General features: G+C 64.7%; 19 protein-coding genes. 7 read left to right on the top strand and 12 right to left on the bottom strand.

Going from position 1 to position 22,405, the window contains the following annotated elements; all coding sequences use genetic code 11:
- Positions 1-52 precede the first annotated feature (52 nt).
- The 4 genes from JY96_RS08510 to JY96_RS08525 are packed head-to-tail and all read left to right on the top strand — an operon-like array spanning position 53 to position 5,035.
- A complete protein-coding gene (locus JY96_RS08510; protein WP_035036621.1) occupies positions 53-1,945 on the top strand; it encodes a DUF1302 domain-containing protein in 1,893 nt (630 codons plus the stop codon).
- Between the two features lie 44 nt (positions 1,946-1,989).
- Complete coding sequence (locus JY96_RS08515) at positions 1,990-3,330, top strand: MFS transporter (RefSeq protein WP_035036623.1); 1,341 nt, start codon at positions 1,990-1,992, stop codon at positions 3,328-3,330.
- A 48-nt stretch (positions 3,331-3,378) separates the two neighbouring features.
- Complete coding sequence (locus JY96_RS08520) at positions 3,379-4,350, top strand: quinone oxidoreductase (protein ID WP_035036625.1); 972 nt, start codon at positions 3,379-3,381, stop codon at positions 4,348-4,350.
- Positions 4,351-4,363: 13 nt separating this feature from the next.
- Complete coding sequence (locus tag JY96_RS08525; RefSeq protein ID WP_035036629.1) at positions 4,364-5,035, top strand: DsbA family oxidoreductase; 672 nt, start codon at positions 4,364-4,366, stop codon at positions 5,033-5,035.
- A gap of 23 nt (positions 5,036-5,058) precedes the next feature.
- Here the strand turns inward: JY96_RS08525 and JY96_RS08530 are convergent, their stop codons facing one another.
- Positions 5,059-6,102: an AraC family transcriptional regulator gene (locus JY96_RS08530; protein WP_035036632.1), complete on the bottom strand. Its 1,044-nt coding sequence runs from the start codon at positions 6,100-6,102 to the stop codon at positions 5,059-5,061.
- Positions 6,103-6,290: 188 nt separating this feature from the next.
- Between JY96_RS08530 and JY96_RS08535 the strand changes: the two genes are divergently transcribed.
- Genes JY96_RS08535 through JY96_RS08545 form a run of 3 tightly spaced genes read left to right on the top strand, consistent with a single transcriptional unit; the run spans position 6,291 to position 8,824 of the window.
- A complete protein-coding gene (locus tag JY96_RS08535) occupies positions 6,291-7,139 on the top strand; it encodes a TauD/TfdA family dioxygenase (RefSeq protein WP_035041791.1) in 849 nt (282 codons plus the stop codon).
- A 23-nt stretch (positions 7,140-7,162) separates the two neighbouring features.
- Positions 7,163-8,224: a 3-keto-5-aminohexanoate cleavage protein gene (locus JY96_RS08540; protein ID WP_035036635.1), complete on the top strand. Its 1,062-nt coding sequence runs from the start codon at positions 7,163-7,165 to the stop codon at positions 8,222-8,224.
- A gap of 21 nt (positions 8,225-8,245) precedes the next feature.
- Entirely contained in the window at positions 8,246-8,824 is a 579-nt protein-coding gene (locus tag JY96_RS08545) for an alpha/beta hydrolase (protein WP_035036638.1), read from the top strand.
- On the opposite strand, the gene JY96_RS08550 is transcribed toward JY96_RS08545, so the two are convergent.
- The 11 genes from JY96_RS08550 to JY96_RS22110 all read right to left on the bottom strand — a co-directional run bounded on the left by JY96_RS08550 (position 8,816) and on the right by JY96_RS22110 (position 22,395).
- Complete coding sequence (locus JY96_RS08550; RefSeq protein WP_035036640.1) at positions 8,816-9,622, bottom strand: protein-glutamate O-methyltransferase CheR; 807 nt, start codon at positions 9,620-9,622, stop codon at positions 8,816-8,818. The genes JY96_RS08545 and JY96_RS08550 overlap by 9 nt on opposite strands.
- A gap of 27 nt (positions 9,623-9,649) precedes the next feature.
- Positions 9,650-10,228, bottom strand: a complete 579-nt coding sequence (locus JY96_RS08555) for a chemotaxis protein CheW (RefSeq protein WP_200883459.1) — start codon at positions 10,226-10,228, stop codon at positions 9,650-9,652.
- 5 nt (positions 10,229-10,233) lie between these two features.
- Positions 10,234-11,904 (bottom strand): methyl-accepting chemotaxis protein, encoded by a 1,671-nt coding sequence (locus JY96_RS08560; protein WP_081961138.1) that lies wholly within the window; start codon positions 11,902-11,904, stop codon positions 10,234-10,236.
- A gap of 115 nt (positions 11,905-12,019) precedes the next feature.
- Positions 12,020-12,547: a chemotaxis protein CheW gene (locus JY96_RS08565; RefSeq protein WP_035036642.1), complete on the bottom strand. Its 528-nt coding sequence runs from the start codon at positions 12,545-12,547 to the stop codon at positions 12,020-12,022.
- Between the two features lie 3 nt (positions 12,548-12,550).
- The gene (locus JY96_RS22105; protein ID WP_081961139.1) at positions 12,551-14,233 is read right to left on the bottom strand and encodes a methyl-accepting chemotaxis protein; all 1,683 of its coding nucleotides are present in this window, start codon (positions 14,231-14,233) and stop codon (positions 12,551-12,553) included.
- Positions 14,234-14,286: 53 nt separating this feature from the next.
- Positions 14,287-16,464: a chemotaxis protein CheA gene (locus JY96_RS08575; protein WP_035036644.1), complete on the bottom strand. Its 2,178-nt coding sequence runs from the start codon at positions 16,462-16,464 to the stop codon at positions 14,287-14,289.
- A complete protein-coding gene (locus tag JY96_RS08580; protein WP_052162284.1) occupies positions 16,461-16,757 on the bottom strand; it encodes a lipid asymmetry maintenance protein MlaB in 297 nt (98 codons plus the stop codon). The genes JY96_RS08575 and JY96_RS08580 overlap by 4 nt, the downstream gene beginning before the upstream one ends.
- Positions 16,754-17,125: a response regulator gene (locus tag JY96_RS08585; protein ID WP_035036647.1), complete on the bottom strand. Its 372-nt coding sequence runs from the start codon at positions 17,123-17,125 to the stop codon at positions 16,754-16,756. Before JY96_RS08585 ends, JY96_RS08580 begins: the two co-directional genes overlap by 4 nt.
- 33 nt (positions 17,126-17,158) lie before the next feature.
- Entirely contained in the window at positions 17,159-18,454 is a 1,296-nt protein-coding gene (locus JY96_RS23720; RefSeq protein WP_369796132.1) for a methyl-accepting chemotaxis protein, read from the bottom strand.
- Positions 18,455-18,602: 148 nt separating this feature from the next.
- Positions 18,603-19,226, bottom strand: a complete 624-nt coding sequence (locus JY96_RS08595) for a response regulator (protein WP_161784268.1) — start codon at positions 19,224-19,226, stop codon at positions 18,603-18,605.
- Between the two features lie 16 nt (positions 19,227-19,242).
- Positions 19,243-22,395, bottom strand: a complete 3,153-nt coding sequence (locus JY96_RS22110; protein WP_052162286.1) for a hybrid sensor histidine kinase/response regulator — start codon at positions 22,393-22,395, stop codon at positions 19,243-19,245.
- Positions 22,396-22,405: the final 10 nt, after the last annotated feature.

Raw genomic sequence — 22,405 nt, forward strand, 5'->3', positions numbered from 1 at the left:
ACCGCTTGATGAGCATCAAGCGAACGTTCAACCCACTGCCGTAGGCCACGCCATGAAACTGTTGCAACACGCTCTCGCTGTCACCCTGCTTGGCGCGGCCCTGCCCGGCCACACGCAAGATCAAGGCGCAGCCCACACCGAACCAGATGGCGTGAAGACCAAGGTCAGCGGCACCGTCACCTTTGGCACCATGGTGCGCATGGAAGACGCCAGCCCCAGCGACTACGCCTACCCGCCCTCCACCATGGTGCCCACGGCCGCGCCGGGCCAGTTGGTGGGCAGCATGGGTGGCGCCGATCTGAACTACGAGAAGCACCATGCCGTGTCCACCGTGCTGAAGGCCCTGGTTGACCTGGATGTGCGTGGCCAGCACAGCGGCTTCTTTGCCCGCGGCTCGGCCTGGACAGACTTCACGCTCGGCCACGCCAACGCTGCCTACGGCAACTACCCCAACCGCTACCAGACCAACACCACCTTGAGCGACGACGGCTTTGACCGCGAAGCCCGCTTCAATGGCCTGGATCTGCTGGACGTGTACGCCTGGCACCACATGGACTTCAGCGATGGCAAGCAGCTGGATGCACGGCTGGGCCGACAAGTGCTGAACTGGGGCACGGCGCAGTTCACCACGGGCGGCATCAACTCGGCCATCAACCCTTTGAACCTGGCCGCCCAGGTGCGCCCCGGCTCGCTGCCGCAAGAAGGCAAGGTGCCATTGAGCATGCTCAACCTCAAGCTGGCGCTGAGCCCGCAATGGAGCGCCGAAGGCTTCCTGGCGCTGGAGAGCCGCACCACGGTTCTGCCGGGCTGCGGCACCTTCATGGACGTGTCGTCCATCCTCGTGCATGGCTGCATGCTGGCCGGTGCCGTGCCTCGCCCCTACAACGGCACGCCCATGTCCACCGTGGACACGCTGACCGAGCAGGCGATCCTGTCGAGCGGCTACTACGTGCACCGCGACTCCGATGAAAACGCCCGGCGCGGTGGCCAGTTCGGCCTGGCCCTGCGTTTCAAGTCCGAGCCCCTGCACACCGACTTTGGCGCCTACGCCATGAACATGCACAGCTCGGTGCCTTACCTGCGCATCAAGGTGGAAGACATCAACGGCAGCACCCTGCCTGCCGGCCTGGCCAGTGCCTTTCAGCGCCTGTCTGACCCCAACGGCCTGCGCTATGCCGCCACCTACCCTGAAAACATCCAGGTCTACGGCCTGAGCTTTGACAGCAAGCTCAACCCGGCATCCAACGTATATGGTGAGGTGGCGTATCGCCCCAACCAGCCCTTGAGCATGAACGCCACCGATCTGCTCAACGCCTTCCTGCTGCGCACGCCCACCGCCATGCTGCAACAAAGCAAGGACGTGCTGGCCATCCCCGCCGGTGGCGACTTCTACGCTTACGACCGCTTCCACGTCACCACCGCCAGCCTGGGCAGCAACCGCGTGATGCCCAAGCTGCTGGGCGCGAGCCGCGTGGTGCTGTCTGGCGAAGTGGGCATCAGCCATGTGGCCAACCTGCCTGACCCGCTGCAGATGCGTTATGGCCGCTCGCTGGCTTATGGTGGGGCACCGTATCTGGTCAACGGCACGCTCACAGCCTGCTCGGAGGCCCAGCCTGGCCTCTCGGGCGTGCCGGGCAAGACCTGCACCACGGACGGCTTCATCACGCCCAACGCCTGGGGTGTGCGTGGCCGCGTGGCCGCGGTGTATGCCGATGCCTTGTGGGGTGCGCAACTGACGCCCTCGCTGTTCCTCGCCAAAGACGTGGACGGCTACTCGTTCGATGGCACCTACTCCAAGGGCCGCACCACCATGCGGCTGGGCCTGCGCGCCGACTGGAGCAAGACCTTCTACACCGACATCCAGTACACGCGCTTTGCGGGCGGACACTACAACCTGCTGTCAGATCGCGACAACGTGATGCTGGCCGCCGGCGCCAACTTCTGACCGCGCCCGCCGCCCTCCCTTCGCCCAACCACAGGTACACCGCCATGCACATGCCCAGCCATGACACGGACCCAGGCAGCGACGACTACCTCGTCAGCCGGCCTCACGCCTGGTTCGCTTTCGCGATGACCTTCGCCCTCATGCTGTTCGACTACATCGACCGCCAGGTGATCGTCTCGCTGTTCCCCTACCTCAAGGCCGAGTGGTTGCTGTCAGACAAGCAACTGGGTGGTCTGGTGTCCATCATCTCGGTGGTGGTGGCGGTGGGCAGCATCCCTGTGGCGCTGGTGGCCGACCGGCTCAGCCGGGTCAAGAGCATCGTCGCCATGGCGCTGGTGTGGAGCGCGGCCACCACCTCGTGCATGTTTGCCGGCAGCTATGCGCAGCTGTTCACCGCCCGCGCCGTGGTGGGCGCCGGTGAAACCGGCTACGGCTCGGTGGGCGCGGCGCTGATCGCCAGCATCTTCCCGCGCCGGCTGCGTTCAGCCTTGCTGGGCGCCTTCTTCGCGGCGGCCTCGCTGGGTTCGGTGCTGGGGGTGGTGCTGGGCGGTGTGATCGCCGCGCGCTTTGGCTGGAAGGCGGCCTTTGGCGTGGTCGGCATCCCCGGCCTGCTGCTGGCCCTGCTCTACCTGCTGGTGCGTGATTACAAAACGGTGGAGCTGACACCGAAGCTCAACCAGGCCACCCAATCGGCCAGCAAGCTGGCGGCCCACATCACGGGCACGCTGCTGCGCACGCGCACCTTGCTGTGGGCCTGCCTGGGCGCCCCCATGCAGCTCATCGTGGTGGCGGCCATCTGGTCCTGGTTGCCCAGCTTCCTCAACCGTTATCACGGCGAAGCGCCAGATGTGGCCGCCAAACACGCGGCGCTGGTGGTGCTGTGCGGTGCGGTCGGCAGCGTGTTCTGGGGTGCGGTGGTCGAGCGTGCCGCAGCCGGACGCCCCAAGGTGCGCCTGCAGATCATGGCCGCCTTGTGCGTGCTGACGCTGATCATCTTCGCCACGGCTTTTGGCGCGCTTCCGCAGGGCACGCAGCAGTTCAAGCTGATCCTGCTTGGCGGCTTCGTGATGTCGTGCACCGTGGGCCCGGTCACCGCCGTGGTATTCGATGTCGTGCACCCTGGCCTGCGCTCCACCGGCGGCGCCGTGTTGTCCCTGTTCCAGAACCTGCTGGGGCTGGCCGTGGGGCCCTTCATCGCCGGCGTGATGTCGGACTGGTGGGGCTTGAACACTGCACTCACCGTCATCCCCTGCTTCAGCGTGCTGGCCGCGGTGTGCTTCCTCATGGCCATGCGCAATTACGAGAGCGACATCAACGAGGTGGCCCACGTGAAGCTGCAAGCCGCACCGGCTGGCGCCCCCGCCCCCGAGCGCGTGCCGGCCTGAGCAGGCCCCCGCCCACCCCTCCTTCACATCCAAACCAGAGTACACATCATGACCAAGGCCATTCGTTTCCATGAAACCGGCGGACCGGAAGTGCTGAAGCTGGAAACCGTCGACGTGGGAGAGCCCGGCCCAGGCCAGGTCCGCGTCCGGCACACCGGCATCGCGGTCAACTTCATCGACATCTACTTCCGCATCGGGCGCTACCCGGCACCCCTGCCCAGCGGCCTGGGCTCCGATGCCGTGGGCGTGGTCGAGGCCGTGGGCCCGGGCGTGACCTTCCTCGCAGAAGGCGACCGCGTGGGCTACATGCTGGGCCCGCTGGGCGCCTATTCGGAGGCCCGCGTCATGCCCGCCGAGGTGCTGATCAAGATCCCGGACGGCATTTCCGACAGCACGGCCTCGACCCTCATCATGAAGGGCCTGACGGCGCAATACCTGTTTCGCCAGGTCTACCCGCTCAAGGCCGGTGACACCATCCTGTACCACGCCGCAGCCGGTGGCGTGGGCCTGATCGCCTGCCAGTGGGCCAGAGCCCTGGGCGTGACGATGATCGGCACCGTGGGCTCGGACGAGAAGGCCGCGATCGCCAAGGCCCATGGCTGCGCGCACGTGATCAACTACAACAAGGAAAGCTTCGTCGAGCGCGTCAAGGAGATCACCGACGGCAAGGGCGTGCCCGTGGTCTACGACTCGGTGGGCAAGGACACGCTCATGGGCTCGCTGGACTGCCTGCAAAAGCGCGGCACGCTGGTGAGCAACGGCACCAGTTCGGGCCCGGTCATCGTGGACACCACGCTGCTGGCCGTGAAGGGCTCGATCTGGCTGACGCGCCCCGCCATGGTGGACTACGCCTTGCCCCGCCACAACATGCTGGCCATGGCCGACGAGCTGTTCGACCTGGTGCTGCGCGGCGAGATCAAGAGCGAGCCCAGCCAGACCTTTGCGCTGGCCGATGCGGCGCAGGCCCACAGCGCGCTGGAGTCCCGCCAGACAACCGGCGCCACGGTGCTCATTCCCTGAAAGCAGACACCGCATGCGCACGCTCACCATCGACGCCAGCGTCGACCTGATCTGCCCCTGGTGCATGATCGGCAAGCAGCACCTGACGCAGGCCCTCGCCCAGCTGCGGCAAACCGATCCGGATGTGTCTGTGCGCGTGCGCTGGCATGGGCTGCAACTGCTGCCCGATCTGCCGCCAGAAGGCCAGCCCTTCATGGACTTCTATGTGAACCGCCTGGGCAGCCCCGAGGCGGTGGCCCGCCGGCAGGCGCAGGTCCAAGCTGCCGGCGACGTGGTGGGGCAGGCATTCGCGTTCGAGCGCATCGCCACCATGCCCAACACCAGGCTGGCACACGAGATGGTGCGCAATGCCGCCACGGTCTATGGTGCCGACTGCGGCGATGCCTTGATCGACGCCTTGATGCAGGCTTATTTCATGCACGGGCAGGACATCGGGCAACGCAGCACGCTGGTGGCGCTGGCCCAAGGCATGGGCCTGGACATGCTGGTGGTGCCCGGCCACGCCAGCGCTGCTCGGGCCTCTCGGACCATGCCACCCAACGCACCGGGCCTGGTCTCACGCGGTGTGCCGCACTTCGTGTTCAACCAGCGTGCGGCCATTGAAGGCGCCTCGCACCACAGCGTCCTGCTGGAGGCCATGCATGCGGTGCTGCGACCGGCCTCGGCCACCGTGCACCAAGCTTGACAACGGGTTGATGGCTTGACGGCCTAACGGCCTTTCGGCGCCGTCTTGGCTCGCGGGCTAGCCTTGGCCTCGTGTGCCAGCTCCCGCGCCCGCTTGGGGTTGGAACCAAACTGCGCGCTGTACCAACGCGTGAACGCACTGGGTGCGGAAAAGCCCAACAAGGCCGCCACCTCGGTCAGGGGGCGCTCGCTGTTTTCCACATGCCGCGTGGCCAGCTCCACCCGCAGGTCATTGACCAGCGTGGAAAAGCTCACCCCCTGGTCGGCCAGGCGCCGCTGCACCGTGCGGCACACCAGCCCCAGATGCGCCGACACCTGCTCGATGCTGCAGCGCCCACTGGGCAGCAGCAACAAGACCGTGCGCCGCACCTCGTCCACCAGGGAGGGCTCCTGCACCACCACCGAGGTGTCCAGCAGCTGCTGCGCATACCGTGCCATGGCCGGGTCGGCCGACGGGTTCGCCGCGTCCAGCTCGGCCTTCGAGCACACGATGCCGTTGAAGTCGTGGTTGAACTCCACACAGGGCCCGAACACACGCAGGTGCGTGCTGGTATCACGCGGGGCGGCATGCACGAAGCACACGCGGCGAGGCCGCCAATCGGCCCCCAGGAACTGCCGCATCATGCGCAGGATCACGCCCACCGACAGCTCCACCGCCTGGCGCACAGGCTGGGCACTGCCCACGATCACCTCGTCACGGATCACCACCATGCCACCGGCCTCTTCAACGGTCAGCGACAAGGCGCCATTGAGCATGGCCAGGTAGCGCAGCAAGACCTCCATCGAATCACGCAAGGTGGGCTGATCACGGATCAACAGGCCCACAGGACCCATATTGGACAGCCGGCGGCTTTCGGCCATGCGCAGGCCAAAGCTCTCGATACCCGACGCCTTGGCTGACTGCTCCAGCAACTGCACCGCCCGATCAGCCGGTATCCGCAGATCGGGCTCATTGAGCACATTGGAGCTCAAACCCACGTCGGCGAGCATGCGATAGGGGTCCAGGCCGGCCGCACGTGCGACCTCGTTGTAGTTTGTCAGAGCCGCTGCGCGAACAAGAGGAACCATCGGGGAAATCGCGTAGTGAGATGTCATCGAATGGTAAGTGCCGGTCCTCTGAAGTCAAGCGGGCAGAACCCGGCAAACCAATAATCCAAATCGTCAACACGGGCAATCCGACACAGGAGACACAGGCCATGACACTTGGTTTCGACAACGGCCCCGCCATCGTGCGCGCCGAGTTCCTGGGCTACACCATGGAGGTGGAGCCCCTGACCTGCAGCATCGGCGCCGAGCTGCGCAAGGTGAGCCTGGCCGCAGCCGCCGTGGACGATGACCTGCTGGCGCAGATCCGGGCCTTGTTGCTCAAGCACAAGGTCTTGTTCTTCCGCGATCAGGACATCACCCGTGCCGAGCACGTGGCTTTTGCCCGTCGTTTTGGCGAGCTGGAAGACCACCCCGTGGCCGGCAGCGACCCGGATCACCCCGGCCTGGTGCGCATCTACAAATCACCCGAGGCCAAGGTCGACCGCTATGAAAACGCCTGGCACACCGATGCCACCTGGCGCGACAAGCCGCCCTTTGGCTGCGTGCTGCGCTGCATCGAATGCCCGCCCGTGGGCGGCGACACCATGTGGGCCAACATGGCGCTGGCCTACGAGATGCTGCCCGATCATGTGAAGACCCAAATCGCCTCGCTGCGTGCGCGCCACAGCATCGAAGCCAGCTTCGGCGCGGCCATGCCCATCGAGAAGCGCCTGGCGCTCAAGGCCCAGTACCCCGACGCAGAACACCCGGTGGTGCGCACGCACCCGGAAACCGGCGAAAAAATCCTGTTCGTCAACGCCTTCACCACGCACTTCACCAACTTCCACACCAGCGAGAACGTGCGCTTCGGGCAGGACGCCAACCCCGGCGCCTCGCTGCTGCTGAACTACCTGGTGTCGCAGGTCTACATCCCCGAATACCAGGTGCGCTGGCGCTGGAAGCCCAACAGCGTCGCCATGTGGGACAACCGATCCACCCAGCACTACGCGGTCATGGACTACCCGCCCTGCCACCGCAAGATGGAACGCGCCGGCATCGTTGGCGATATCCCCTTCTAACCCCCCGCTCACAAGGACCAGCCATGAACTTCATCGACGGCGCTCTCTTCCCTGAAAACCAGGAAAAGCTTGTCATCACCTGCGCGCCCTACGGCCCCGAGTGGATGCCTTCGGATTTCCCGGAAGACATCCCCGTGAGCATGGACGAACACATCCAGAAGGCGGTGGATTGCTACAACGCCGGCGCCACCGTGCTGCACCTGCATGTGCGCGAAGAAGACGGCAAGGGCAGCAAGCGCCTGTCCAAGTTCAACGAGCTGCTGGCCGGCCTGCGCGAAGCCGTGCCCGACATGATCCTGCAGGTGGGCGGCTCGATCAGCTTCGCGCCGGAAGGCGACGGCGAGGTCGCCAAGTGGCTCAGCGACGACACGCGCCACATGCTGGCCGACCTCAGCCCCCGGCCCGACCAGGTGACGATTGCCATCAACACCAACCAGATGAACGTGGTGGAGCAGATGTGCGATGCGGACCTCAAAGGCACCTCGCTGAACGAGCCGGCCATGTACCGCGCCTACCGCGAGATGACCATCCCCGCTGGCCCGGAGTGGGTGGAAGAGCACATCAGCCGCCTGTCGAACGCAGGCATCCAGACCCACTTCCAGCTGGCCAACATCACGCAGCTCGAAACGGTGGAACGCATGATGCGCCGCGGCACCTGCAACGTGCCCCTGATCCTGACCTGGGTGGCCATTGGCGGCGGCTTCGACCAGCCCAACATCTACAACCTGGCCAACTTCGTGCGCGCCGTACCCGATGGCGCCGTGCTGACGCTGGAGACCTCCATGCTCAACGTGCTGCCCATCAACATGATGGCCATCGCCATGGGCCTGCACGTGCGCTGCGGCATCGAAGACAACATCTGGACGCAAGACCGCAAAGCCAAGATGAGCTCGGTCAAGCAGATCGAACAGCTGGTACGCATTTCGCGCGAGTTCGGCCGCGAGATCGCCAACGCCGATGAGGCCCGCCGCATTTACCGCATCGGCGAGTTCTACAACAGCGCCGACGAAACGCTGGCCAAGAACGGCTTTGCCCCCAACCGCAAGGCCGGCCAGCGAGGCTTCCTGCAGCACGCCCTGGCCTGAAGCAAAGAGGGGCGCCGCGACATGAACGATGTGACCGTGCTGATCGTGCCGGGCTTGCGTGACCACGTGAGCACGCACTGGCAGACCCTGCTGGAAGACAAGCTGCGCCTGCAAGGCCACAAGGTGGCCAGCGTGCCGCCCATGGGCCGCGAGGATCTGGATTGCCAGCAGCGCGTCGACGCCATCGAGCGCGTGGCTCGGCGCATCGAAGGCCCGTTCGTGATCGTGGCGCACAGCGGTGGCTGCATCATGGTGGCGCACTGGGCTCAACAAACCCGGTGCCAGGTGCTGGCCGCCTTGCTGGCCACGCCCCCGGACTTTGATCGCCCCATGCCCGATGGCTACCCCAGCGTGGAAGCCCTGCGCGAGGGCGGGTGGCTGCCGGTGCCGCGCCTGCCATTGCCTTTCTCCAGCGTGGTGGTGGCCAGCCGCAACGACCCCCTGGCGGGTTTCCTGCGCGTTGAAGCCCTGGCGCTGGACTGGGGCAGCATCCTGATGGACCTGGGGAACGTGGGCCACCTCAACCCGGCATCGGGTTATGGTGACTGGCCCATGGCGCAGTTTCTGATCGACGCCTTGTGCACGCGTTCGTCAGACTAGTGGCTTGCGATAGATGGACGGGCGCACCATCTCCAGCTCGGCGGTCACGCCATGCAGGCTCTCCGAATGGCTGATGAAGAAATAGCCGCCGGGCTTGAGCTGCTGAATCAGGCGTGCCATCACGCCCTGCTTGGTCTCGACTGAAAAGTAGATCATCACATTGCGCAGGAAGATCACGTCGAACTGGCCCACATCGGGCAGGCGTTCATTGAGGTTGATCTGTGCCACGTTCACCCGCTCGCGCAAGGCCTTGCTGACCAGAAACCAGCCCTCCTGGCTGCCCACGCCCTTGAGGCAATGGCGGATCTTGTACGCCTTGGGGATGTTGGCGGCGTCCTCGATGGGGTACAGCGCCTGGCGCGCCTGCTCCAGCACACGGGTGCTGATGTCGGAGGCCAGGATCTCGAAGCGCGTGTGGCCCAGTGCTTCGGCCAGGACCATGGCCAGGGTGTAGGGCTCCTCGCCGCTGGAGCTGGCCGCACTCCAGACACGCACCTTGCGCTCCTGACGCAGCGAAGGCAACACCGCCTGCGCCAGAAAATCAAAATGCTGGGGCTCGCGGAAGAAGTAAGTCTCGTTGGTGGTCAGCAGGTCCAGCGCGACCTGCCGCTCCCTCTGATCCTTGAGGACCAGCGCCAGGTAGTCGCCGTAAGAGCCCAGGCCATGCTGGCCCAGTCGCTTGGCCAGGCGCCCACTGATCAAGGGCTTCTTGGCCTCGCTCATGTGGATGCCCGCCAGGTCAAAGACCAGGCGGCTGAAGCCCTTGTACTCTTGTTCGCTGAGCGTGGCGTAGCTCATCTTGTCACTCCGGCTGGTCGCGCCGACTCAATGCGGGTTGCTGGTCGCGGGCGCGTCACCAGCGGCCTGGCCATTGAGCGTGGCCAGCTCGTCCACCGACAGCACATTGCCCAGGTCCAGCAGAATCACGAAGCCGTTGTTGACCTTGGCCATGCCATCGATGAAATCGGCGCGGATGCCGGTGCCAAAGCTCGGAGGCGGCTCGATGTGGGCGCTGTCGATCTGGCGCACGGCACTGACTGCGTCCACGATGATGCCCAGCACGAAGGTGTCCTGCTCGGCCTGCACTTCCAGGATCACGATGCAGGTGCGCCGCGAGGTCTCGGTGCGGGCCCGGCCAAAGCGGGCATTGAGGTCGATGACCGGCACCACGGCACCACGCAGGTTGATGACCCCGCGCATGAAGGCGGGCATCATCGGCACGCTGGTGATGCCGCCAAACTCGATGATCTCGCGCACCCGCAGGGTGGCCACGCCGAACAGTTCACCACCCAGGCTGAAGATCAGGTACTGGCTGACATGGCGGCCCATCTGGGCCTTGGCCTGGGGCGTTAGCGCCTCGCCTTCCCCACTCACTGCAGTATCACTCGAAGACAGTCCACTCATGGCACTCACTCCTCGAATTGCACGAACTCTTGGTGGTTGACCGGCTCGTCGCGATGCCGACGGTTGCCCACCAAGGGCTTGCGCGTGGTGCCATGGGCCACGGCGCCTGCCAGCAATGGCGCCTTGGCGGCACGCTTGATGGCCTGGCCGGCGGCCACGTGGGCACCGGGCGCACCGCTGGTGGTGAAGAAGCTCATCAAATCCTGCAGCTGCTCGGCCTGGCCGCTCATCTCTTCGGCGGTAGCGGCCAGCTCTTCCGAGGCGCTGGAGTTCTCTTGCGTGAGTTGCGACAACTGGGTCACGGCGGTGTTGATCTGGTTGATGCCGGTGGCCTGCTCGTTGGAGGCCAAGGCGATTTCCTGCACCAGGTCCGAGGTCTTGGCAATCGAAGGCACGATGGTGTCGAGCAACTCGCCGGCACGTTCAGCCAGTGCCACGCTGGACTTGGCTACCTCGCCGATCTCTTGTGCCGCCTCCTGGCTGCGTTCGGCCAGCTTGCGCACCTCGTCGGCCACCACGGCAAAGCCCTTGCCGTGCTCGCCTGCGCGGGCGGCTTCAATGGCGGCATTGAGCGCCAGCAGGTTGGTCTGGTAGGCGATGTCGTCGACGATGCTGATCTTGTCGGCAATCGTCTTCATGGCCACCACGGTGTCCTTCACGGCCTGGCCACCTTCCACGGCCTCCTTGGCGGCCTTGCTGGACAGGCCTTCGGTCACCTGAGCGTTCTCGGCGTTCTGCTGCACCGAGCTGGCGGCCTGCTCGATCGTGGCGGAAGTCTCTTCCACGCTGGAGGCCTGCTCGGTCGAGCCCTGGCTGATGCTCTGCGCCGTGGCCGACACCTGCTCGGCTGCGGCAGACAGGGCTGAGGAGGAGCTGCGCACGTCACCAATGATCTGGGAGAGCTTGTCGGACATGCGCTTGATCGCCGCCAGCATGCTGCTGTCATCGCCAGGCTTGATCGCCACCTGCACGGTCAGGTCACCCTGGGCAATGCGGCTCACCACATCGGCCGCATAAGCGGGCTCGCCACCCAGTTGCTTGATGAGGCTGCGGGCAATGACAAAGCCGATCAGGCTGATCACCAGCAAGGTCGCCCCCGACACCGTCATGGCCGAGATCAGGGCGCTCTTTTTGGTGCGCGCGGCCTCTTCGGAGCCGGTCTTGGCCAGTTCGATGTTGTAGTCACGGTGGGCCTGCAAGGCGTCCGTGAGCTTGCTCACCAAGGCACGGTTCTGGATGTTGAGCGCCACCGCTTCCTGGCGCTTGCCAGCCGTGACCAGCTTGAGCAGCTCGGCGCGGAAAGCCATGTAGTCCGCAACAGCTGCACGGTCGGCGGCCAGCAAGGCCTTGTCCTTCTCGTCAGCGATCAGCGGTTCGTACTTCTTGAACGCCTCTTCGGCCTTCAGCGCCAGCGCATCCACGGCTTTCTGCGACTCCGCGATGCGGTCCTTGTCGTCGTCGGCCACCTGCTGCCAGATGCGGGTCCGCATGGTGGCGATGCTTGCCGCCGCCTCGTCCACCAGCAGCAAGCTGGGCAGCACGTTGACGTAAGAGTAGTTGGCAGCGTCGTACACCTTCTCCATCTGGAGGGTCGACAAGCCCGACAAAAAGGCAATGCCGGACAAGGCGGACAACACCAGCAGGATGAACTTCTTGGCTACGGTCAGGTTTTTCATGACAGCGAGCTCCCTTGCGGATTCACATTGAGAGGACAGGTTGCCCACGCATCACAGCCATGGACGTTCCGGCTTGAACAAACGGTGAACGCCCCGAAGGGGGCGAGCAGCCGTATCAACTGGCTTGGCTGGCCGCCATGCCGTCCAGCATGGCAATTTCATCCACCGACAGCACCTTGCCCAGGTCCAGCAAGATCACGAACTGCCCTTTGACCTTGGCAATGCCGTCGATGAAGTCCGCGCGAATGCGCGTGCCAAAACTGGGTGCGGGCTCCACATCCATGCTGTCGATCTGGCGCACGGCACTGACGGCGTCCACCACGATGCCCAGCACATGGGTGTCGGCGTCGGACTGGACCTCCAGGATCACCACGCAGGTGCGCCGGGAAATATCGGTGGCCGCGCGGCCGAAGCGCGCATTGAGGTCGATGACCGGCACCACGGCCCCGCGAAGGTTGATGACGCCGCGGATGAAGGACGGCATCATCGGCACGGTGGTGAGGTTGCCGTACTCGATGATCTCGCGCACACGCAGCGTGCCAACGGCGAACAACTCATTGCCCAGGCTGAAGATCAAGTACTGGCTGACCATGCTCGCCTTGGTCAGCCCCGGCGGCAGGGTGGTAGCGGTGAGGGTGCTCATGGCTCAACCCTCGAAATTCACGAACTCTCGTGCATCGACCTCGGCCGGCGCATCGTGACGGCGTCGGGCCTTGGCCATCGGGGCCGAACGAGCGCTCGGGGCGCTGGCCGCCGCCTTGAACGCGCGTTGCTGGGCCATCTGGCCGGTCTTGAAGTAGCTCACCAGTTCCTGCAGCTGCTCGGCCTGCCCGCTCATCTCCTCGGCCGTCGCAGCCAGCTCTTCCGAAGCGCTGGAGTTCTCCTGCGTCAGCTGCGACAGCTGGGTCACGGCGGTGTTGATCTGGGTGATGCCGGAAGACTGCTCGTTGGAGGCCGAAGAGATTTCCTGCACCAGGTCCGAGGTCTTGGCGATGGAGGGCACGATGGCGTCCAGCAGGCTGCCAGCGCGTTCGGCCAGCGACACGCTGTTCTTGGCCACTTCACCAATCTCGGCAGCGGCTTCCTGGCTGCGCTCGGCCAGCTTGCGCACTTCTTCGGCCACCACGGCAAAGCCCTTGCCATGTTCACCTGCGCGCGCGGCTTCGATGGCGGCGTTCAGCGCCAGCAAGTTGGTCTGGTAGGCGATGTCATCCACGATGCTGATCTTGTCGGCAATCGTCTTCATGGCCTGCACGGTTTCCTTCACGGCATGGCCGCCTTCCACAGCCTCCTTCGAGGCCTTGCCCGACATGTCCTCGGTCACGCGAGCGTTGTCGGCGTTTTGCTGCACGGACGACGCCATTTCTTCCAGCGAAGCAGAGGTCTCTTCCACACTGGCCGCCTGCTCGCTGGCACCCTGGCTCATGCTTTGTGCCGTTGAGGCAACTTGCTCGGAAGCAGACGACAGGGCGTCCGAGGCGGCCCGCACATCACCGATGATCTGCGACAGCTTGTCCGCCATGTTCTTGACCGCGGCCAGCATGCTGCTGTTGTCACCAGAGGCCAGTTGCACCTGCACGGTCAGGTCGCCATCGGCCACCTGGCGCACCACCTCGCTCACGTAAGCCGGCTCGCCACCGAGCTGCTTGAGGATGCTGCGGGTGATCCAGGTGCCGATCGCGATCAGCATGGCCAGCATCAGGCCGGCACCGGCCAGCATGCGGGTCTTGGCCGTCGAGATGATCTGGTCAGAGGCCTTGACGGCATCGTCACCATACTTGACGTTCAGGTCCACCAACTTGCCCAGCGAGTCATTGCTGGCATCGAACAGCGCGTCCACCGCGGCGGCGCGCTTGTAGTACTCCTCGTACAAGTCTTTCTGGCGCTGCGGGTCGGTGTTGGTGCTCAGGGCCGTGACGATTTCATCCACACGGTGTTCTGCGTTCTTCCATTCCTCGAACTGCTTGACGAACGCCCTCCACACCTGCGCCTCTTCCGGCTCTTGCGGCAGAGGCTCGTAAATGTTCCAGCCCTTCTCCAGGCGCTTCCACACCTCCTGCTTGTCTTTCAGGATGGCCACGATCTTGTCCTGGGCGTGGTAGTCGTTTTCATAGAAAGCCACCTTGCGCGTGTCGGCCATGATGGTCGAATTGGTCTCGTTGACCATCTCCAGGCTGAGCACGGATGGCAAGCGGTTCTTGCCCAGCTCGGCAATGGATTCACTGGTGCCACCCAGCGCGACCCAACCGATGGCACCGACCAGGCAAAGCGCCAGAACCGAGATGGTGAGCAAGCCAACCAACTTGGCTTTCAAAGACAGGTTTGTCATGATGTGGTGTCCTACAAAAAGGGGGAATGCCCCCGTTCAGGTTACGATGGAGATCAGGCGCTCGCGCCGGCCAGTTGCCGCTCGCTGCTGCGCACGTTTTGCGAAATCAAGGTGGACACATCCAGCAGCAGGGCCACGGAGCCACTGCCCAGGATGGTGAAACCACCCACGCCCTGGATGTTCTGGAACACCTTGCCCAGCGGCTTGATGACGGTCTGCAGCTCGCCCATGAGCTGGTCCACGACCAGGCCCACGCGCTGGCCACCGCCTTGCACCACGACCACGTTCTGGCGGCGGCCGGGTTCGCCTTCAATGTCATACAGCTCGCGCAGGCGCACCAGGGGCAGCACCTCGCCGCGCAGGTCCAGCCAATCCTTGCCATTGGTCCGCTGGCGAGACATCTCGATGCACTCGACCACCGTGCTCAAGGGCACAACGAAAGAGGACTTGCCCACCCCCAGCAGGAAGCCATCGATGATGGCCAGCGTCAGCGGCAGGCGGATGCACACGGTGGTGCCCACGCCTTCCACGCTGCGCAGGTCGATGGTGCCGCGCAAGGCCATGATGCTGCGCTTGACCACGTCCATGCCCACGCCACGGCCCGAGAGGTTGCTGATCTGCTCAGCGGTGGAAAAACCCGGCTGGAACACGAGGTTGAAGATGTCCTGCTCGCTCAAGGCCGCATCGGGGGCCACCAGGCCACGCTCGATGCCCTTTTGGAGGATGCGCGCCTTGCTCAGGCCACCACCGTCGTCACGGACTTCGATGACCACCTGGCCGGCTTCGTGCTGGGCATGCAGGCTCACCGTGCCCTGGCTGGGCTTGCCCGCTGCAGCGCGGCGCTCGGCGCTTTCGATGCCATGGTCCATGGCATTGCGCACCAGGTGGGTGAGCGGGTCGGCCAGCTTCTCGACCACGGTTTTGTCCAGCTCGGTCTCGGCGCCGGTGATCTGCAAGGCGATATCCTTGCCCAGTTCCTGGCTGACGTCACGCACCACGCGCTGGAAGCGGTTGAAGGTGCCACCGATCTGCACCATGCGCAGGTTCAGGGCCGAGTCCCGTACCTCTTCCATCAGGCGGGCGACTTCGTAGGTGGACTGGATCAGGTCCTTGATCTTGTGCTTGCGGGCGATCAGGTTGGCACCGGCCCCCGCGATGATCAGCTCACCCACCAGGTCAATGAGGTGATCCAGCTTGGCCGCATCCACACGCAACTGCTGCGTCTCGGGCTTGCTGCCTTCGCGCGCCTTGCTCTGCTTGGCCAGGGCCACATCCACCACTTCGGCGTGCACCTGCCTGGCCTCGACCAGCAAGTGGCCCAGCGGCGCCACGGCCTGGCCTTGGTGGCCTTGCACGGTCTGGGTGTCCAGGGCCTCGTCCAGCTCGGCCTGGGTGAGCGCCCCACAGCGCACCAGGATCTCGCCCAGGCGCAGATCCGACTCGGGCAATTCGGCGATCAAGGCGGCGTATTCACTGAGCTTGCTGCGTGGCGGCAGGATGCGCACCAGGCTGTCTTCACGCACGAAGTCAAAGGCGCTTTCGATGGTGGCCTTGTCCGCGCTGCTGCGCAGGCCGATCTCGAAGCCCAGGTGGCAGTCATCGGGCTCCAGCTCGGACAGGCCGGGCACGTTCTCCGTCAGGGTGACGATGTGCTCGATCTGCCCGATGGTCTGCAGGAAGCGGATGAAGCTCAGCGGGTCGAAGCCATCACGGATGGTGTCGCGCCCAAAGCGCAGCGACAGATGCCATAACTCGTTGCTGACTGCGTTGAGGGGGGCGTCGCTGCAGGGCACGCTGTCTGCCGCCGGTTCACAGGCCGGTTCCGAGTGGCTGCCTGCCTGGCCTTGAAGGCGCAAGGTGAGCGCGGCCACGAGCTCCTGCCCGCGGCGCAGGCTGGCCTCATCGGGCTCCTGCGCATGGAACACCAGCTCGACCAGCTCGCGGATGTGATCCCCCACGCGCAGCATCACACTGGAGAGCCCGCTGTCAAAGCGGATGTGGCCTTTGCGCACTTCATCCAGCACGCTCTCCGCCACGTGCGTGAAGGCCACGATGGCATCCAGCCCGAAGATGCCGGCCGAGCCCTTGATGGTGTGGGCCGCCCGAAAAATGGCGTTGATGGTTTCGGCGTCATCGGGCTGCTGCTCGATGTGCAGCAAGGCCGCTTCCATGCGATCAAGCAGATCGCGGGCTTCGCTGAAGAAGGCCGTCATGGCCTCGTCATGGCTCATACGGTGGCCTCCTCGATGTTCTCTTCACAGGCGAATTCGCTGCAGATGTCCACCAGCTTGAACGACTCGACCAAAGCGAGCGGTGGCGACTTCAGGCACAACTTGATCTCGCGCTTGCGGCATTCCTGGCTCAGGGCCAGCAGGAGCTGCACGCCGGCACCATCCACCTCGCGGACCTCGCTCAGGTCGACCTGCAAGGCCTCGCCTGGGGTCAGTGCCGCGAGCAAGCGCACTTTCAGTTCGTGCGCGGTGTAGACGGTGAGCTCCTGCTCGATGTGGACGGCGGCGCTCATGGCATCACCAGCTTGCTGACCACGTTGAGCAGCTGCGGCGGCAGAAAGGGCTTGATGATCCAGGCCTTGGCGCCAGCGGCCTTGCCTCGCTCCTTCTTGTCCTCGCCGGTTTCGGTGGTCAGCATGACCACGGGCGTGTACTTGTAGGCCGGCAACTGCTTCATGCTCGACACGAAGCCGAAGCCATCCAGGTTGGGCATGTTCACGTCGCTGATCACGAGGTGGTACTTGCGGCCGTCCAGCTTGCTCAGGCCCTGCTTGCCGTCTTCGGCCTCAACCACATCAAAGCCGGCCCCGGTCAGCGCGATGCGCACGGCCGTCCTCAAGGAGGATGAATCGTCCACCACCAGGATGGTCTTGTTGCTCATGTTCGGGCACTCCCTTCAGTCAAGGTGATTCGCTCAGAAGAACGTGGTGTTGTCTTCCACCGCGCTGTGCTGCGGCGTGGTGGGCACGCTGGCCAGCGCCAGCCCCTCGTGCGCGGCGGTTTCTTCCGGCGTGGTGTAGGTCTGTTTGAGCGCAGCCAGCCAGGCCTCCACCTGCCATGGCGGGGTGGCAGGCTGCTGCACGCCCGTCGCCAGTTCGTTGACGTTGTGGGCCGTGTGCATCAGCATCTGGCTGATGCGGTCTTGCGCCTGCACGGCAATCAGGACCTCGTTGATCTCGTCGCGCATGGTCAGGCCCTCGGCCAGCAGCGCCTGCGAATCGGCCATGACGTTGGAGGCCGTGTCGCGCATGCGTTGGACCACGTCCTCGATGGCCTGGCTGGCACGCGCCATCAAGGCCGCGTCTTCCTGAGTGAAGGCATCGCAGCTGGACTGGGCGCCGCGGATGGCGCTGTTGACCTGGGCGATGACCTTCTCGATGCGCTCGCCGGTCTGGGCAGATTGCGCAGACAGGTGGCGAACCTCCTTGGCCACCACGGCAAAGCCCTTACCGGTTTCGCCCGCACGGGCGGCTTCGATGGCCGCGTTGAGCGACAGCAGGTTGGTCTGGCGAGCAATGGCGCCCACTTCGGACGCCATCTCCTGCAATTGCCCCACGAACTGCGACACGGCGACCACCTCGCCCAGCAGGTGCCCGCGCGAATCCAGCGCCTGGCGCAGGTCGTCGACCAGGCCCACCAGCTGGGTTTGGGATGTTTGCAGGGCTTGCAGCAGGCCCGCCTCGGCGCCGTGGCCCGCACGGTCCACCGTCTGGCACAGGCGCCCGGACATGCCGGCAAAGCGCTGCGTCAGGGCGTCCATGGCCTGGGTCAGCAAGGTGCGCGCGTAGTCGATCTGGCGGTACCAGATGGGCAGCACGGCGGTATTGAGGGCCTGCAGATCATCGTGTGCAGGCGGGGTGGCGGCCTGCGCCTGGCGCAGCTTGGCCTGGTATGTTTGATATACCCAGCGCAAACCCAGAGAAACACCCAGAAATGCCAGACCAGTCAACCACAGCCATTCAGGCCAGATACTGGTCAGCCAGATAAAAAAAGCCCCCAGACCGATATAAGCCCATTCAGGGCCATATCGGCTGGAGGCAAGATCGAGCGGGCGACCGGCAGGCCCTGCTCGCGAGGTATTGATCCACGCACCCGGTGTTGGGGCAGGCTGTACAGAGCCTGTGGCAGACAAGGTATCCCAACGCTGGTGTGTCATGACGATCCTGTTTGAACGATCAGTGGACTCCCCGGGCGCCTGGGGGCCGTCCATGTGTTCATCATCGTCAAAACACACAATTTGTTAACCGCCAATGAGCCGGTTCAACATGCGCTATTTCACGAATTCGCAGGCGAGCACGTACGAAAGCACAACGGGCGTGTACAAAAACACGCCCGTTTCGACATGAAAGAAAGAGGGCTCAGGCGCCCTGGGCCTGCAGCGCGGCACGCACCCCTTGGCGGAATGCGTCGATGAACACGGCGGGCTCGAAAGGCTTGCGCATGAAGGCCACGCCGGCAGGCAGGTTGCCCTTGGTGGCCAGATCCTGCAAGGTGTTGCTGGACACGGCCAGGGTATAGCGGGGTTTGACCGCGCACCCGGTCTGTAATTGCCGCAGCATTTCAAACCCATTCATATGCGGCATCAGCAAGTCGGTGATCAGCACATCGGGGGCCATGCGCCCGACGGCAATCAAACCGTGGAAACCATTGGTGGCCGCGGCCACCGAGGCGGCTGGAAAGGCCTCGGCCACCATATGGGCCAGAATATCCCGGTCATCGGGGTTGTCGTCCACGATCAGGATGGACAAGGCCTCGCTCTGGTCGTTTTGCGGCACCGCTGACGGCTGATCCGCATCAGGCACCGCCAGTCCATGCAGGCGAAACAGCAGTTCGACCCCCTCGGCCTCTATGCGGCGGTGCCCGCCCAGGGTCTTCCAGGCCTTTAACTGGCCGGTGTCCACCCAGCGCTGAACGGTCTGGGTCGAGATGCCCAGGCGCTGGGCAACGGCGGTGGTGGAGTAGGAGCGGGTTTTGTCCGTCATGGCGTGGCTCGGGAGGTCATGCAGTTTGCCCGGCATCACTGACATCGGCCAGATAGGCATGCAGCTCGGCAAGGGCTTCCTGCAAGTGGTCTTCCAGGGATGCGAGGTGAAGCCATGGTGCCTCCGGGCCCTCATCCGTGATGGCCGCTTGCAGCAGGCGTGCCGTGTGTGAAAGTGCCTCTGCGCCGATGGTGCCCGCAGAGGAGATGAGCTGGTGGGCGATGTCGGCTGCGACCTGCGGCCTGCCACCTTCCAGCGCGGAGCGGATGAGGTGCGCGTCCTCGCGCCGCGAGTGGATGAAGCGGGTGGCAATGCGCTGGTACAGCTCGGCCTTGCCCATGCAGCGGCGCATGCCCACATCGAAGTGGATGCCGCGCTCGGGTGGCGCTGGCTCGCCCGTCCCCAGCCCCGCCTGGCCCGCAGCCTGAGCGCCCTGGTCGTCATGCAGCCAGCGGGCCAGCACCGTGAACAGCACCTGGGGCTCAAAGGGCTTGACCACACAATCGTTCATGCCTGCGGCCAGGCAGGCGGCCCGGTCACTGGCCAGGGCATGTGCGGTCATCGCGATGATGGGCAGTTTGGTGTGGCGCGGGTCCTGGCGGATGCGGCGCGTGGCCTCCAGCCCGTCCATGCCGGGCATCTGGATGTCCATCAGCACCAGGTCGAAGGTCTGTGTGAACAACAGGTGCAGGGCCTCCACGCCGTCTTCGGCAACCATCACGTGCATGCCCGCTTCATCGCGCAACAATTCGGTGGCCACGATCTGGTTGATGGCGTTGTCCTCGACCAGCAGCACACTGCGCCCCCGGAGTTGGGCAGGTGCCAGGCTTCCCGCTGCACGGTGGGCGTCTTGCTGTTGGGCGGCGGGTGCCGGCAGGTGGCGCGCCTCCAACAGCACGTCGTGCAAGGCACGCCGCCCGACAGGCCGCACCAGCCCGCAACGCACCCCTAGGGCTGTCATGCGGCGCGTCACGTCCTCATCCATGAACGACGTGATCAGGATCACTTCCGGCACAGGTGCTGGCCGGTTGCGGATCAGGGACACCAGCTCATAGCTGTCGATCTCCGGCAGATTGGTGTCCAGCAGCACCACCTCATACGCTTCGGCGGGCACCGCCTGCTTCAGTTTGCTCAGGCCGGCCAGGCCAGACTCGGCCAGGGTCGGGATACAACCCAGGCTGCTCAGCAGTGTCTTGCAGATCTCGCGTGAACGCAGGCTGTCATCGATGACCAGCACACGCAGCCCGCGCAGCGCTTCATGAACGTGCAGGGGTTCGCCCCCCGCATCGGAGACACCGAACACGGCCGTGAAATCAAATCGCGTGCCCACGCCATGTTCGCTGCTCACGGTGATGTCGCCGTGCATCAAGGCCACGATCTGCTTGGAGATCGCCAGCCCCAGCCCGGTGCCGCCATACAGGCGGGTGGTGGAGGCATCCACCTGCGTGAAAGGCGTGAACAGCTTGGCCTGCTGCTCCGCGGTCATGCCGATGCCCGTGTCCAGCACGGAGAACTGCAAGATCAGCCGCCCTTGATCCACCGGGCCCGCCTGGCGAACCAGCACCGCCACCTCGCCGCTGCTGGTGAACTTCACGGCGTTGTTGCACAGGTTGATCAGCACCTGCCCCAGGCGCAATGGGTCGCCCACCAGGGTGGTGGGCAGGCCGGGCGCCAAATCGATGAGGAAGTCCAGGCCCTTTTCATGCGCCTTCAAGGCCGTGATGGTGCTCAACTTGTCCAGCACTTCCTCCAGGGCGAAAGGCTTGGCCTCCATCTCCAGCTTGCCGGCCTCGATCTTGGAGAAGTCCAGGATGTCATCGATGATGCCCAGCAGGGAGCCCGCCGACACCATCACGTTTTGCAGGTAGTCCTTCTGCTTCTTGCTCAACTCGGTGCGCAAGGTCAGCCGTGTCAGGCCCAGGATCGCGTTCATGGGCGTGCGGATCTCGTGGCTCATGTTGGCCAGGAACTCGCTCTTGGCCCGGGTGGCCTTCTCGGCGCCGTCACGCGCCTTGGCCAGGTCGGTATTGGCTTGCTCCAGCTGGGCCGTGCGCTCCCTGACGCGGTCTTCCAGCTCGGCATTGAGGCGTTGCACCCGCTCTTTGGCCATGCGGCTTTCGGTGACGTCCAGGTTGATGCCGACCAGGCGCACCACGCGCCCGACCTGGTTGCGCACCGCAATGGACTCTGCCCTGATGACCCGGGATTCACCATCGGGGCGGGTGATCGTGAACTCTGTGGCCAGATCGTGATCGCCGCGAACGGCGGCATCCAGCTCCTGCCTCATGCGTTCGGCATCTTCGGGTGTCAACGTCTTGCGCCAATCTGTCACGGTGCCGGAGAAGTTCTCCTTGGGCACACCAAAGAGGCGGTGCATCTCGTCGTCCCAGACCAGCTTGTCCTGATCGATGTCCCAGTCCCACACGCCGATGCTGGCGGCGCGCGTGGCCAGCTTCAAGCGGTTCTCGCTGGACTGCAGCGCCTCGAAGCGGTTGGCCAGCATCATGGACATGTCGTGGATGGAGCGCTTGAGCGCATGCAGCTCCCCGAAGAACAGGAAATCGCTCGGCTCGCGGGCGGCCGACTTGCCCTCGCCAATGGAAGCCGCATGCGCTTGCAGGCGCTTGATCGGCTGGATCATGGCAAACCACAGCATCACGGTCAGCGCGACCACCAGCGTGATATCCAACGCCACGATGACCGCGATGATGGACGAGCGGCGCTGATTCAGGTCCTCCTGCAAGAAGCGCCCGGACACGTACACCTTGACCGTGCCCAGGGGCTCCTTGCCATGGTAGACCACGCGCTCTTCGGCCAGCAGATCCGGGTCGGACACCGGCCCCTTGAGCCCGACGACATGCCAGCCACTGTCCCGAACGATGCCATACGGCTTTTCTGACGTGGACACGACGATGGCATACACCTCGCGGTCGATCATCCCGGAATGCAGGATGGCCTGGATGTTGGTTTCATCCATGTTCCAAACGGGCAAGGCCAGGCCAGCCGCCTGCTGATCCACATTGGCCGCCAGCGTGGCGTGCAACTGGCCCCAACGCTGTTCGCGCTCTTCGTGGTAAACCACCGCGGCAAAGGTCGACAGGAAGACGGTGACCACCGTCACCAGGCCGACGATCAGGAACAGCGCAATCGACAGTTGGCGTATTTTCATGGCGTGCGTT

The sequence above is a fragment of the Aquabacterium sp. NJ1 genome, from assembly GCF_000768065.1.
Taxonomy (GTDB): Bacteria; Pseudomonadota; Gammaproteobacteria; order Burkholderiales; family Burkholderiaceae_C; genus Aquabacterium.

Coding starts and splice junctions, on each gene's coding strand:
- JY96_RS08510 (WP_035036621.1), top strand. CDS start 53: ATGAAACTGTTGCAACACGCTCTCGCTGTCACCCTGCTTGGCGCGGCC.
- JY96_RS08515 (WP_035036623.1), top strand. CDS start 1,990: ATGCACATGCCCAGCCATGACACGGACCCAGGCAGCGACGACTACCTC.
- JY96_RS08520 (WP_035036625.1), top strand. CDS start 3,379: ATGACCAAGGCCATTCGTTTCCATGAAACCGGCGGACCGGAAGTGCTG.
- JY96_RS08525 (WP_035036629.1), top strand. CDS start 4,364: ATGCGCACGCTCACCATCGACGCCAGCGTCGACCTGATCTGCCCCTGG.
- JY96_RS08530 (WP_035036632.1), bottom strand. CDS start 6,102: ATGGTTCCTCTTGTTCGCGCAGCGGCTCTGACAAACTACAACGAGGTC.
- JY96_RS08535 (WP_035041791.1), top strand. CDS start 6,291: ATGGAGGTGGAGCCCCTGACCTGCAGCATCGGCGCCGAGCTGCGCAAG.
- JY96_RS08540 (WP_035036635.1), top strand. CDS start 7,163: ATGAACTTCATCGACGGCGCTCTCTTCCCTGAAAACCAGGAAAAGCTT.
- JY96_RS08545 (WP_035036638.1), top strand. CDS start 8,246: ATGAACGATGTGACCGTGCTGATCGTGCCGGGCTTGCGTGACCACGTG.
- JY96_RS08550 (WP_035036640.1), bottom strand. CDS start 9,622: ATGAGCTACGCCACGCTCAGCGAACAAGAGTACAAGGGCTTCAGCCGC.
- JY96_RS08555 (WP_200883459.1), bottom strand. CDS start 10,228: ATGAGTGGACTGTCTTCGAGTGATACTGCAGTGAGTGGGGAAGGCGAG.
- JY96_RS08560 (WP_081961138.1), bottom strand. CDS start 11,904: ATGAAAAACCTGACCGTAGCCAAGAAGTTCATCCTGCTGGTGTTGTCC.
- JY96_RS08565 (WP_035036642.1), bottom strand. CDS start 12,547: ATGAGCACCCTCACCGCTACCACCCTGCCGCCGGGGCTGACCAAGGCG.
- JY96_RS22105 (WP_081961139.1), bottom strand. CDS start 14,233: ATGACAAACCTGTCTTTGAAAGCCAAGTTGGTTGGCTTGCTCACCATC.
- JY96_RS08575 (WP_035036644.1), bottom strand. CDS start 16,464: ATGAGCCATGACGAGGCCATGACGGCCTTCTTCAGCGAAGCCCGCGAT.
- JY96_RS08580 (WP_052162284.1), bottom strand. CDS start 16,757: ATGAGCGCCGCCGTCCACATCGAGCAGGAGCTCACCGTCTACACCGCG.
- JY96_RS08585 (WP_035036647.1), bottom strand. CDS start 17,125: ATGAGCAACAAGACCATCCTGGTGGTGGACGATTCATCCTCCTTGAGG.
- JY96_RS23720 (WP_369796132.1), bottom strand. CDS start 18,454: ATGGACGGCCCCCAGGCGCCCGGGGAGTCCACTGATCGTTCAAACAGG.
- JY96_RS08595 (WP_161784268.1), bottom strand. CDS start 19,226: ATGACGGACAAAACCCGCTCCTACTCCACCACCGCCGTTGCCCAGCGC.
- JY96_RS22110 (WP_052162286.1), bottom strand. CDS start 22,395: ATGAAAATACGCCAACTGTCGATTGCGCTGTTCCTGATCGTCGGCCTG.